Origin of the sequence: Nonlabens ulvanivorans, assembly GCF_000732625.1 — a bacterium.
In the GTDB taxonomy this organism is placed as follows: Bacteria; Bacteroidota; Bacteroidia; order Flavobacteriales; family Flavobacteriaceae; genus Nonlabens; species Nonlabens ulvanivorans.
In genome coordinates, this window is record NZ_JPJI01000026.1 from 216,395 (window position 1) to 229,474 (window position 13,080).

At 34.1% G+C, this 13,080-nt stretch carries 15 protein-coding genes; 1 reads left to right on the forward strand and 14 read right to left on the reverse strand.

The features are described from left to right. Positions 1-4 precede the first annotated feature (4 nt). The 11 genes from IL45_RS04800 to IL45_RS04845 all read right to left on the reverse strand — a co-directional run bounded on the left by IL45_RS04800 (position 5) and on the right by IL45_RS04845 (position 10,265). Positions 5-1,336, reverse strand: a complete 1,332-nt coding sequence (locus IL45_RS04800) for a restriction endonuclease subunit S (protein WP_036580991.1) — start codon at positions 1,334-1,336, stop codon at positions 5-7. Then, positions 1,336-3,723 carry a type I restriction-modification system subunit M gene (locus IL45_RS04805; RefSeq protein WP_036580993.1) on the reverse strand — a complete coding sequence of 796 codons (2,388 nt, stop codon included), beginning with the start codon at positions 3,721-3,723 and terminating at the stop codon, positions 1,336-1,338. The genes IL45_RS04800 and IL45_RS04805 overlap by 1 nt, the downstream gene beginning before the upstream one ends. Positions 3,724-3,787: 64 nt before the next feature. Next, positions 3,788-4,402 carry a GIY-YIG nuclease family protein gene (locus tag IL45_RS04810; protein WP_036580994.1) on the reverse strand — a complete coding sequence of 205 codons (615 nt, stop codon included), beginning with the start codon at positions 4,400-4,402 and terminating at the stop codon, positions 3,788-3,790. A 9-nt stretch (positions 4,403-4,411) separates the two neighbouring features. Further along, positions 4,412-6,262 (reverse strand): VWA domain-containing protein, encoded by a 1,851-nt coding sequence (locus tag IL45_RS04815; RefSeq protein WP_036580996.1) that lies wholly within the window; start codon positions 6,260-6,262, stop codon positions 4,412-4,414. Next, the gene (locus IL45_RS14715; RefSeq protein WP_051788652.1) at positions 6,246-7,775 is read right to left on the reverse strand and encodes an AAA family ATPase; all 1,530 of its coding nucleotides are present in this window, start codon (positions 7,773-7,775) and stop codon (positions 6,246-6,248) included. Before IL45_RS14715 ends, IL45_RS04815 begins: the two co-directional genes overlap by 17 nt. A 4-nt stretch (positions 7,776-7,779) precedes the next feature. Continuing rightward, complete coding sequence (locus IL45_RS15240; protein ID WP_170062952.1) at positions 7,780-7,917, reverse strand: hypothetical protein; 138 nt, start codon at positions 7,915-7,917, stop codon at positions 7,780-7,782. A gap of 159 nt (positions 7,918-8,076) precedes the next feature. Continuing rightward, a complete protein-coding gene (locus IL45_RS04825) occupies positions 8,077-8,715 on the reverse strand; it encodes an EcsC family protein (RefSeq protein WP_051788653.1) in 639 nt (212 codons plus the stop codon). Positions 8,716-8,851: 136 nt separating this feature from the next. Further along, positions 8,852-9,217: a hypothetical protein gene (locus tag IL45_RS04830; protein WP_036581000.1), complete on the reverse strand. Its 366-nt coding sequence runs from the start codon at positions 9,215-9,217 to the stop codon at positions 8,852-8,854. A 4-nt stretch (positions 9,218-9,221) separates the two neighbouring features. After that, complete coding sequence (locus IL45_RS04835) at positions 9,222-9,431, reverse strand: hypothetical protein (RefSeq protein WP_036581002.1); 210 nt, start codon at positions 9,429-9,431, stop codon at positions 9,222-9,224. Between the two features lie 7 nt (positions 9,432-9,438). Beyond that, on the reverse strand, positions 9,439-9,864 hold the full coding sequence (locus IL45_RS04840; protein ID WP_051788654.1) for a hypothetical protein: 426 nt from the start codon (positions 9,862-9,864) through the stop codon (positions 9,439-9,441). A gap of 5 nt (positions 9,865-9,869) precedes the next feature. After that, positions 9,870-10,265, reverse strand: coding sequence for a hypothetical protein (locus tag IL45_RS04845; RefSeq protein ID WP_036581004.1), 396 nt, complete (start codon positions 10,263-10,265; stop codon positions 9,870-9,872). A gap of 212 nt (positions 10,266-10,477) precedes the next feature. Between IL45_RS04845 and IL45_RS04850 the strand changes: the two genes are divergently transcribed. Beyond that, a complete protein-coding gene (locus IL45_RS04850; RefSeq protein ID WP_036581006.1) occupies positions 10,478-11,290 on the forward strand; it encodes an endonuclease/exonuclease/phosphatase family protein in 813 nt (270 codons plus the stop codon). Between the two features lie 328 nt (positions 11,291-11,618). Here IL45_RS04850 and IL45_RS04855 read toward each other — a convergent pair whose 3' ends face one another. From IL45_RS04855 to IL45_RS04865, 3 genes are all read right to left on the reverse strand, one after another. Beyond that, positions 11,619-11,996, reverse strand: a complete 378-nt coding sequence (locus tag IL45_RS04855) for a PH domain-containing protein (protein ID WP_036581008.1) — start codon at positions 11,994-11,996, stop codon at positions 11,619-11,621. 75 nt (positions 11,997-12,071) lie between these two features. Continuing rightward, on the reverse strand, positions 12,072-12,497 hold the full coding sequence (locus IL45_RS04860; RefSeq protein WP_036581010.1) for a hypothetical protein: 426 nt from the start codon (positions 12,495-12,497) through the stop codon (positions 12,072-12,074). 224 nt (positions 12,498-12,721) lie between these two features. Further along, positions 12,722-13,018 carry a hypothetical protein gene (locus IL45_RS04865; protein ID WP_036581011.1) on the reverse strand — a complete coding sequence of 99 codons (297 nt, stop codon included), beginning with the start codon at positions 13,016-13,018 and terminating at the stop codon, positions 12,722-12,724. Positions 13,019-13,080 lie beyond the last annotated feature (62 nt).

The window sequence follows — 13,080 nt, forward strand, 5'->3', positions numbered from 1 at the left end:
TTTTCTAACAAACCCTAACCTTCCCAGTAACAACACCATTAATCAAACTACTCTTATACTCCTTTAACTTCTCGATCTCTTGCTGCTTTAATGCTATAGCCGTTTCTATCTTTTGTGAAGCGGTTTCTATATAAACTAAAATCTCTTTTTGTTCATTTTTTGGAGGAACTGCAACATGAATATCAAATAAATCAGAGGTGTACAATCTTATTAAGCCTTCAACTATTCCTGTAGCTCTACAAATAAATTCTTTAATGTATTGTGGATTTCTAAAAAGTAATTCTAAGAACTTTAAATCTTCAATAATCCCTTTAGAATAATAAACCGCATAATCTGGACTTACAATTCCATCATAATCAATATTACTTTTAAAGAAAACTCCAAGATGAGCCTTTAATTTATTGAAAACCAAATCATTCTTTTTAACAATTTTATTGCCTTCATTATTTTGAGCAACTTCCGCCTTAGAATGGAATTCTGAACGAACAACTAATCCATGTATTTGACTCATCATCAAAAGCGGTTCTTCACCATCTTTTGAACGCTCTGTTCTTTCCTCCAATAAGTGTTTGACACGCTTCACTTCCCAATGCTCCGGAATCTCCCCAATCCACTCCACACCAGAATCTTTCATTGTTACACGATCATCTAAACCACGAATCACGGCTTTGTGTATTAAGATTTGTTTGCGCTCTTTAAGCAAACTGATTTGTTGCTCTTTAATGGCAATAGCATCCTCTATTTTGCTGGTTTTATCGTCTAAAAATTGGGCGATGGCGGTTTGTTCTGGAAGTGGTGGAATTGGTAAACTTATATTTCCTAAAATTGTTCTACTAATTCTTTTCATAATTGCACCTCTTGCTTTATTTTCTGTATGAGTAAAATACTGAGGCGAATTCATAACATAAACTAAAAAACTTCTATTAAACTCTAGATCTGCTCGTAATACACATACATCTACAGAAACAATAGTTTTTTTATCAAATTTTGGTGCTAAACAACATCTTCCTATAGGTAAATTTAATCTTGAAATTAAAATATCATTTTCAAAAATTTCCGTACAATTTAATTTGGCAAATGTTTTATTAGAGATAAACGTTCTTTCTTTATCATAAAACTTAAGTTCTCTAATATTTCCAGTAGTAAAATAGTAAACTTCATTACTACCAATATCTTTACTTTCTATCCAATCTCCATCAATAAAAATTGAATCTTTATTTTTATAAAAGAATTTAATTTTTCTTGTTTCCCAATGTTCAGGAATTTCTCCCAACCATTCTACTCCAGAATCTTTATACTTCTCGTAACGCTGTAATTTATTTTCAACTTCTATCATTACACCAAGTTTAAAATTTCAGCAATTAAACCATCGCTTTGTTTTTCTAAGTCTAAAATATCTTTGGTAACGTCTTCTACGTTACGCAATGGCGCATGCTTGTAAAAGTATTTGTTAAAGCTAATTTCGTAACCAATTTTGGTAGCGTCTAGGTTCATCCAAGCTTCTGGTACGTGTGGTTTTACTTCGCGTAAAAAGTAGCTATGTATGTTGTCTTTAAGTGGTACGTTTTCTGTATCGCGCAAGTCGCTTTCGGTCTCGTAGGTGATGTAGGTGTTTTTACTGGCAGATTGCTTCGCTCCTGCGTCGCTCGCAATGACGGTTTCATAAGAATAATAACCAAAATCTGCCAATTCTTCTTCTTTACAGTCTAGGTGTGCTAAAAGCTGGTTTAGTTTATCACCAGATAGTTTTTCTACTTTTTTTATCACTTTTTCAGCGGTAGCATCGTACCAACTTACCGCATTTAAAATGGCTTTTTTATCGCTCGCGCTTATATTTAGTTCCTGCTTTTTAATCGTAGCATCTACTAATTTTTTAAACTCGTTAAAGTCATTGTATTCATCTTCACCTATAGCTTTGAGTAACACAGTTCCTGCTTTTACTAGGTTTAAATGCTTTTGCCATGTAGCAGGCTTGGTGAGTTTGGTTTTATTTGCAGATGATAGGTTCAACTCGTTTTTATCGCACCATTCCAGTAATTCGGTAGCGTGTTGTTTAGGGTTGGTGTATATACGTTCTCCGTAGGTTTCAAACGCATATTGCATGGGTTCTTGTAACACACGATCATAACGCAAGCTCTCGATACGTTCTGGTGTAAATTGTGCTTTCAGGCGTTTTGGTCGTTCTATCGTCGCTTTATAGTAGCCAAAATCTTCATTTTCAAAAATTTGACTAGCAAGAGGTTGGTTTTCAGTTCGCTTTCGCGAAAGCGAACTCATATACACACTTGTTATTTCTTTTACATGCTCTGGTGCAAATTCACAGTTCTTATTTCCTAAGTTTTTGCGCAGTTTGCGGTACAGCTGTCCAGCGTCTATGAGTTGTACTTTACCTTTACGGTCAGTCGCTTTATTATTGCTCAAGATCCAAATGTAGGTGGTAATACCTGTATTATAAAACAGGTTATTAGGTAATTGTACAATAGCTTCCAGCCAGTCGTTTTCTATGATATAACGACGTATGTTGCTCTCGCCACCACCAGCATCACCAGTAAATAAACTACTACCGTTATGTACTGAGGCGATGCGAGTACCAGCTGGACTTTGAGATAGGGATTTCATTTTATCTACCATTTCCATAAGAAATAGTAATTGTCCATCGCTAGAACGTGGAATGGCATCTACCTCTTCTTCTACATCCCAATAATTTTTAAGACTGATCTTAAATCGTGGATCAATGACGTCTTTGCCATCCTTAATATATTTTTGCTCACTGCTCCAGGACTTTCCATAAGGTGGATTAGATAACATGAAGTCAAAGGTCTTTCCTGCAAACTCATCTGTAGAAAGTGTAGAGCCTACTTTTATGTTCTCTGGATCGTTGCCTTTAATCATCATGTCTGACTTACAGATGGCATAGGTCTCGTCATTTATTTCTTTACCAAAAAGGTATACATCACCAGTGGCACGTATGGCGCCTTCTTCATCTTTGATAAAATTTTGACTCTCGGTAAGCATTCCACCACTACCACAGGCAGGATCATAGATGGTCATGACTTCTGGTAAATTATCTTTAATAGGATCAAAAATGATGTGCGTCATCAGGTCGATTACCTCACGTGGTGTGAAGTGTTCACCAGCCTCTTCATTATTCTCCTCATTAAATTTTCTAATGAGTTCTTCAAACACATAACCCATTCCTAGGTTAGAGAGTGCTGGTAGTTTGCGGCCTTCTGGATCTTCTTTTTCAAAAGGCGTTAAGTTTATGTACGGCGATGTGAACTTTTCTAACACATCTAGCAGCACATCTTTGGTCGCCATGTGACGCACCTGACTGCGCAGTTTAAATTTCTCAATGATTTCCTTTACATTAGGACTGAAACCGTTCAGGTAATCTTCAAAATTTGCTTGTAGTATTTGCTGGCTATTTGTCGCAGTATCTTTTAACTTCTGTAAGGTATAGGTACTGGTATTATAAAATACATATCCAGAGGCTTCTCGCAGTCCTACTTCATCCCATTCTGTAAAGCCAGCTTCATCACGTTGAAAAGCCAGTTCTTCTAACACGGCATCTTTAGTAGGTTCTAATAGTGCATCTAGACGTCGCAATACGATCATAGGTAATATCACGTCGCGGTATTTACCGCGCACGTAAACGTCACGCAGGCAGTCGTCTGCAATGGACCAAATGAAGGATACTAATTTATTGTGGGATGATTTATTCATAGGTTATAGTTCTGGTAGTGTAGTTCTCAAAGTTAGGGAATAAGGATGCATTAGACCTGATATTTTAGTGTGTTCTAAATGTATTCATAGCTATTTTATGCGCGACCGCAAAGTGAATTTCAAAGCTTGCCAAAACATCATCATTTTCAATGGGTAAGTAAGCGATTTCACAATTTTGTAAAAATTCGAAAATAGTCTGCGTGTCAATATGTTGGAAAAAGTCCTTTCTAGAACCTTTGTATGGGCTTTCTATATTTTTTAAATTATAAATGTCTTTACCTATACGATAAGCTAAAGTAGATGTAAAATGAGATTGAGTACGTAAATGTTGGTGCGTTCTATAAATACAACTTCTAGATATTCCTACATAGATAGGTTTGTCTTCATAGAGATAGATGTATGCTCCCTTAAAATCTTCCTTTGTGATTTTAGCTTCTTGTTTTCGATTTATTGAATGCTTTTTAAGATCAGGATGATATTTATAGATTGTTCTTAATATTGGTTTATAGGTTAAGGCTTCATTACCAAAATATGAATTTGCCTTTATGATAAATGATTTCTCTCTCCAATGCGCGTTTAAATGCACAACATTTTCAAGTAAAGAATTAATATCGATTCTTTGCGTGCGTGACTTTGATAAAACATTTCTTATATCAGTTTTGTTATATTCTAGTTTCATATTTTCTAATTATTTCACCATCACTTTTAAATCCTTTACTAGCTCTATTAAACTACCGCTACTACCATCTACCGTCCAAAGATTATCGCACCAGTCCATACTGCCCCAAGAGCTACTACCTATGTTCATACAGTGAAATCGATTTTTCTTTTTTTGAAGTTTTTGGACTTCTTTAATTCGCTGTTCGTTTAGAGATGGGAAAACACCATCAGTAATCATTAATAAATCCGCATTTTTATAAGTATCAGATTTCATGGTATCAATAGCATATTCTAATGCTGGATCGATGTCCGTACCACCATGGAAACTATGCCCTAAAAATCTAGCTAGTTGCGCGATGTCCATGGTTTTGGTATTCAACTCTATTGTTTTAATGCATGTAGAAAATGAAATGATCGTCATAGGTCTATCGTCCTTTGAGGCTTCTTTTGCAATGGCTAGCGCGATGAGTTTTGCCATTAACTCTGGTGTACCGTGCATACTACCACTAGTATCTATCGCTATTAGAAAAGGGCCTTTATCTTGCGGTATTTCTTTATCTACCGTAATCGTACGGTTTTCTTGAAACTGTGCGGTATTTCTATCAATTAACTCTAAGGTTTGTATTTTCTTTTCGGCAAATTTCTTGAGAAATATATCTTCTGTTTCTGGTGTTTCAAGAAGCGCCATCTCGCCTGGTAATGCATAATTGAGGTCATTACTTTCTTTGATACCCATTACCTCAGCCTTACCATGTGGATTAATAACATCTTCAGGTTTGATAAACATTTCTTGCATTTCTTCTTTCTCAACGGCAATTCCTGCTAGTCTCAATCTGCCTAAAAGTGCTGCCAGCTCTTTTACATGTTTATTTTCTTCTAGTAAAGCGGCATATTTCTCAATGGCATCCGTGTCCATTTCTTGCCATAATCCATTAGATAAATCCCATAATCTACCTGGTGGTAAGATTTCCTTAAGAATAGGATTAAGCTTTTTCATGAGGTCTAAGATCTTCTTTACATGCTCCTCTAATCGTTGCACCAGTTCTTTTCTCCACTTATCAATAGCATCAATTTCTGCCTGCATCGCTGCTAGATCTAATTGCTCTTCTAGGTTTTTGATACGTTCATTTTTTAAGCGATCAATTTCTTTTTGAGAAGTAGATTGAGGTAAAGCAATGATTTTTTTAAACTGTTGATCTAGTTTATTGAGGTCTATCTGTCTTTTCTTATACTTTTTTCTAATAAAAGATTTATGTCTGTTATTTTTCTTCCAGTACTTTTCAATGTATGTGTAGCTATACCCATTAAGATTTGCTATTAATTTATCCTCATCAGTGGTAATACCAGCATCACTTATTTGAGCAGCGAGAGCTGTATTTGAAATAGGCTTCCGTTGCTTTTTCCATAAGGCTATTAAATCGTTTTGAAACTTTTTTATTTGTTCTGTTCTAGACGTTTGTAAGTCGTTGTCTTTTGCGGCAATTTCTTCATTATGGATTGTATACTCTTTTGATACAGGAATATTGTTTACGCTTTCGCGAAAGCGTAATTCCTTACCATCTTTCCACTGCTGTAATAATTCTCGATCTTCCTGAAATTGATCTTCTATTTCTTCAGGTGGCGATTCTTCCAAAGCCTTTAAAATCTCTTCAGTGATTTGATCTTTAAATGAAGCATCTTGTTTCAATAAACTTCTAATAGACCTATTACTCAAAAACTCTTGTAACAAAGATCGTGTAGAGTCAATCAATACTGATTTCTCTTTTGTAATTAAACGCCACTTATCTATGGTCACAATAATTTCTGATCGTTGTTCTCTATTATAAAGAACACCAAAGTCAAGAAAGTCTTGCAGTTGTTCTTTATTTGAGCTTGTCATAATCTACCTTAATTTGAGCGAGTTGTTTTTCAAGGGCTTTAGTCTGGGATTTTAATTTAGACAAAGGATGATCTAGCATACTAGTAAGATGCTGTGATACAAATAGATTATCAAACGTATCCTTATTCTCCAAGATGTTGGAAACCTTTAGAAATTTTTGAAATTCCTTAGTCAGAGATTTATGATTTTCTAGAATGTTTTTAGAGATGACGTCGTTGGGTTTTTGTTTAACCATTCCTCGACTTTGAGACACATGAACTTGCAACTTGTAGGAACTGTAATTTTCGCTCCGATTATTAACTTTTTTATGTATAATATTTTTACCGTGTTTCTTGAAGTAATTTCGATCTCTACTACCATCTTGATAATAAGTAAAAAGTTCAAAAGTTGTGCTCAAAGCAATCCAGTCTTCTTTCCGTATGTGGATTACATCACTTTCATTTTCTCTATTTTCAAATTTATAATAAGTATAATCGCCAATCTGTTTTTCTGTAATTTTCACCTCATCTATCGTTCCATAAATTAAAGTATGATTTACAATTTCATTTTTGAACCGTTCTATTTTACTAGTCCAGTCTGCTAAATTCGATAAACCAGCGACACCATGATTTAAGGTTGCATCGGTAACAAAATCGAGAACTCTATTCTCTTGAGAAGGATGATCCCAAATCATGTGGCGTATCAAAAAACAATCTGTTGCATCAATGACTTTACGACCATTTAGGTAGGCACTAGTTTTAAGAATTTCAACAATCTTTTTCCATCGCCTGTCTGACACATAAATCTTGTGCTCGTTAATGGCGTCATTATTATAGAGATTGATGTAGTTTTTAATTTTTAATACTACATCTACTATGTGTGGTAATACCTTTACTTGACTTGCCTTTTTCCTATGCATTTCATAGTCACGCGTTGACAGTTGTAATTTGGGGTCAATTTTAAAATCTGTTTGCGGCGCATTCATCAAGTAATCACTAAACTGAGACTGACCAGCAATATTTTTTACAGAAATACGTACAATGAAACGATCCCATAAGGCTTCCAGCCCTTGACCTTGATCGGGCAACTCATTACTTGCCGCGATTAATCCTTTGAGTGGAACTTTAATATCTTTACTACCATTGCGATATAGCTTTTCATTGATAATAGTTAATAATGTATTTTGAATGGAAGGACCAGCTTTCCATATCTCATCTAAAAAAGCAATGTCTGCATCTGGTAAATAACCTTTTACAGCTCTTTCATAGGTATCTGACTTTAGTTTAGAAATTGCCACAGGACCAAAGATCTCATCTGGTGTACTGAATCTATTCATTAGGTATTCAAATGCCGTAGCGTCTTTAAATACTTCTTTAATTCTGCGAGCAATCAAACTTTTAGCAACTCCAGGTTTTCCTAATAAAAATATACTTTGTCCTGAAAGAACGGTAAGCAAGGTGAGACGTATAGCTTGCTCTCTTTCATAGAGATCTTCATTTAAGGCTATTAGTAAGTCTTCAATGTGTTTTTTCATGCAACTACTTTCTCCCTTTTTGATTAGGATTCAGCTGCTTACCTCTATTTCCCTGCACCTTATCATAGGCCTTATTAGTGCCAGATGTTCCTTTGTTTTTATTTACTTGATTTGAATTGTTGTTATTGTTTTTTTGAGCCATGGTATTATTTTAAAAATTAAAAAACCCTAAAACGCACTGATCCAACAATGTAGGAAAAAGAGTGTTTTAGGGGAATGTGAATATAAGAAATTGTACGTTTTTTTTGTGAATCCTAATACATAAAAAAAGAAACACCCATAATAAATTCAGATACAATTCCTATCTACCACTGTAATATTTGATTGCAAAACTTCCTACAACTCTTGTGCTGAAATAATCGAATCCAAATCCTATAGGAGCGCCAAGTAAAGGGACCATTTTGGTAAAACTAGTCAATGATTTCTCACCAGCTTTAGTAATAATTTTTTGTGGGACAACTTTCCATATTTTTTTCATTACTTCCACAGTAACCTTTTTCTGTATAGCTTTTTTTGTAATTTCTTTAGAAGCTACAACACCTACTGTTTTTAACGCTTCTTTTGCAGAGTTCCCTGCTAGTATTAAATAAACATCAGTTTTAAGATCTGCTGTATTGTGCGTCTGTCCATAAACATGAGCAATCGCAAAAGCTAGTCCTATTTGAATTTTCCAGGATGCAATTAAATCCACTGGAACAGTAATAGGTAGAGTTATTAAACCTCCTACTCCTGTGGCGGCACCAACTAATCCATTTTTAAATGATTTTCTATTCCTTATTTTTTTAGCAAGTTTTTCATTTGATATATTAGGATTTTGCTCACGTAATTTCGCAACATATCCCTCAATATATGATTTGTTTGCACCTAAAAAAGTTTCAATGTATTGCTCGATCCAAAGAGCAACTTTGCCTTTATCTTCTTCTATGATTTGATTTGACATAATTAATCCTTTATTGGACCGGTGGAACATTCACAATCATTAAAATTCTCTCCACAACTCGCACAAACTTTACTCCTTTTACTTTCTGGGTATTTTTTCATGTAATCAATTTTTATATTTTGTATTTTTAAAAGAATTAATCCAAATCTGGCGCACAAGGCGAGTTATCTCCATAAGGTTCTATATAACTCCAAAATGCTTTTCCAGCACTATCCAGATAGTTCATTGAGTAGTTGTACTTTGTATTGGACCCTACTTGATATAAGTACTCACTACAGCCATAAGAGTATTTGCTCTTAAAACAAACTACGGCAAAATACACGGTGCTGTAATCTATAGTGGCTTCATAGAAAGTAACTTGAGATATCGCTGTACTTAATGGACTACTGTAAGTAGAGCCATAATAATTATCTTCTAAATATTCAATTTGCTCTTCACAGGATTGTGAGAATGAAAAGATAGAAAGTAGAAGTAATACAGTTGTCAAGTATATAGTTTTCATAAAATTATATTTTATCGTCTATTTTTATATTCTCATCCCATTTCATGATTGGTTTCATAAAGTGAATCCAAATCATAGCAAGAATAGGAGAAATAAATCCAAAAAAGCCCCAACCACCTGCGCTTCTATTTAACTCTTTAGCTTTATTTGAGCAGACTACGGCTCCTACAATTCTTAATACTAATTGAATAATAACTATTATTCCTTCATCCATAATTAAATTATTTAAAGTTAACTTTTAGATCTAGCACAGCTCTTTCTTTAAGCTCTGTAAGTTTTTTATAATCTCTTTTATTTTTAGAAATTTCTTGAAATAGGTCTTGAGCAATAAGTTGTTTATCTGTATTGATAAAAAGATCTGGATGACATTTTCTACTTAATTCTTTATAAAGATCTCGTGCCCCATTAATACTATCCATTAAATCTCCCATATTCACTTTAGAATCTTTAGCATTCTTAAGATTTTGCTTTATTGCATCTGATCGTTGAGAGCCATTTGCAGCTTTCGCAAGCTTCCAGATTAAAAATAAAATTATGAGTAACTCAATTATAGCAATCCATAAAAAAATAGATATGGAAGTATCAACTGTACTAACTGTTGCCTCAACAACATCAGTTTCTTCTAGGTTTGGTTGAAATAAAATCATATCAATTAACTTAAAAAACCACCGATATTAGCATATTCTTTTAACGCCCATTTTGCACCATTATGACCTTGATTAGAATGAACCTCTAAGGTATCCCAACCTAAAGAAATCATTTTTCTGGTGAGCGTTTCATTATCTAAAACGACTCTTCCTATTTCTATTAATTCACTTTTACTTAAAGGTTGTCCAGAGAGCGCTTTAATTCTAAAACCACCAGCTCTCCATTTGGAGAAAGCATGTTTATATGTTGGATCTCCTTTTGTTATTTTAGCTTCCAATAAAGTAGGTGAAACTCCAGATATAAATGACATTTTTGCTGCCATATTAAAATCTCTTAAGAGCTTATATCTTTCAGCTACATCGCCAAACCATTCCTTAATTTCTATGATTTTATGCCACATTTTTATAGTAGGTTTATTAGTTGTAGACAAACCTATATCACTTCCTTAAATATACTTTACGGATTCCCGTAACGCAGTTCTAATTTGTTATAAATACATTTGTAATTCTTGATTAGTTTACTTGCTCAGCATGAGCAGTAGACCTCTTTGTAATATCGCTTTCGCGAAAGCGAAATGAATAAAAAATCATTTCCATTTCAAATCCCATTTTTATGACCATAAGACATCTGCTATTATTAATCATAATATTTCTAAGCTTACCGCTCACCACTAATGCACAAGAAACCTCACTTGTTTCTTGGAATATTAGAGACTTCGGAAAAACAAAGTCTGCTGAAGAAATAGAAAATATTGCGGAAATCTTAAGAGATTACGACATCATCGCTATTCAAGAAGTTGTGGCAGGATATGGTGGATCGCAAGCGGTTGCAAGACTGGCTGACGAGCTGAATAGAAAAGGTAGCAAATGGGATTATTCCATAAGCTATGCGACTAAAAGCCCTAAGTATAAAACGGAGAAATATGCCTTTTTATGGAAAACAAGTAAGGTAAAAGTGATTGAAAAAGGAGCGTTAATAACAGAGCTGGAAACCTGTGTATATCGAGAGCCTTATAGAATGAGGTTTGAAGCAAATGGAAACTTTTACACCATTCTCAATTATCATTCTAGAAAATACAGTGAACATCCAGAAATTGAAGTGAATTGTATCAATGATTATATCATCAGTCATCAAGATGAGAATATCATTCTTGCGGGAGATTTTAATTTAGCAATAGATCATCCTGTATTTAACACGATCAAAGAATATAATTTTGAAGCATGTCTCAATGGCAATAAAACTACCTTAAAGCAGTCATGTAACGACCATAGTTATTTAAATCATGCCATAGATAATATTATCTATGACGCTCTTAAAAACGAATTGATAGATTGCGGCACCATTGACTTTGTACAAGAATGTGAACAGTTAGAAGCTATGAGAATGCTATCTGATCACTTGCCTGTATATATGAAGTTCCATTAACTGTTACTAGTTCAACCTTATAACTTTAAGATAGCTGCATCTATGTTACCACACAGGTCGTTTGCGATGTTGCAGAGTATTTGTTTTTTTTCTTCTTCTGACATTTAGGGTACTATTTGTGTGTTGTAATTACGCTTTCGCGAAAGCGTAATTTAAATCAAAAAACCCTAAAACGCACTTATCCAATGATGTAGGAAAATCTGCGTTTTAGGGGAATGTGAATATAGAAAAAAACTAATTTTTTAACTAATGTATAGCATTTAGTTTTAAGCGCTTTTTAAGTAAAAAACGGTATGGCATCTCAAGTTAATTACCGGTAACATGGCGGTTACATTACCTTACTGGCGAGGTATTTTTGAACCTCATACACATTAATACTTTTATTAAACTTCTTACTTACTGAAGGTATGTTTTCACTAGAAATCCAGATTTTTAATTCCGCATCTAGATCAAATGTACCTGCCGTTTCTAAAGAAAATCTTGAAATACTTTTATAGGGCAATGATTTGTACTCTACTTTACTACCTGTTAAACCTTGAACATCAATCAGTACAAGTCGTTTATTGGTAAACATAAATACATCTCTGAACAGCTTAAAACCTAGTTCAATCTGTTCACTATCGGTAAGCAGTCTTCCATATTTTTCACTTAGCTGTTCTGAGGAGACTTCACTGGCGTTACCTAGTATCTTATTCAACAATCCCATGGTTATTATTGTTTTATAATCTTGATTTGAATATTATTTTATTATTTATTCACTGATACAGTTTAAAAAAAGCTCTTACATCTCTTCATAAACCTGTTTCCAGCTTAAGGTTTCTCTTTTAGTCTCACCTGCTGCACTTATAGCTAATTGTAAACCATCATCAGTTACAAATATTTTAATTATCATATCTGCTTCTCCTATAAGACTGTCTATTTCTTCTACTTCTCCATTAGCACTTATTTCATCTGTCAATTTTGTCATGAACATCGTTGTTAGTGCAATTAAACGATCACGATGCACCATACAATCTTGAGGCATTTGTGCTTTTAAATGCATTTGAATTGATTCACCCTTGGATTTAATTATCATAAATTCTTCGATGACATAATCATCTCCGACTATTTCAATCATAGGCTCTACTAATTCTTTCTTGTAATCTTTTTGAGCAATAGAAATTAAAGACAAAAACACAAAACTGATGGATAATAAAAAACTTTTCATTCTTAAATTTAAATTTGGTTGATATTAAAAAACCCTAAAACGCACTTATCCAATGATGTAGGAAAATCTGCGTTTTAGGGGAATGTGAATATAAGAGAATTAAAAATAAATGGGAAATGAAAAGTATAAATATGATAGTAGCACGTAGAGGAAAACCGCCACTATCAAACTAATGTTTCCCACGGCAACCACCTATAAATTCATCAAGTTTCTACTGGTGAAAATCAATTCCCAGCAGCTTCTGCTTCTAGTTGTTCTCTTAAAGCTTTAAGGTCTGCCATTTGTTGTTCTCTTGCGGCTTTTTCAACCTGGTAAGCAGAGTCTCTTAATCGGGTTTGTTCTGCGAGCTGGGCATCAATTTCTGCCTGGCGTTGGTTTTGAATCAATTGTTGTGCTTGCTCTTGCGATACCGCATTTACTTCTTGCAATCGCTGGTCGCGATCGTATTTTTTGTATAATCGACCTGCAGTTATGATGATGATGATTAAAACGACAATGATAATTCCCCAGGTCTTTTTCATAATAAAACGGTTAGTTATCAAATATATGGGTATGATTTGAATATCAATATACCCTTTATAGG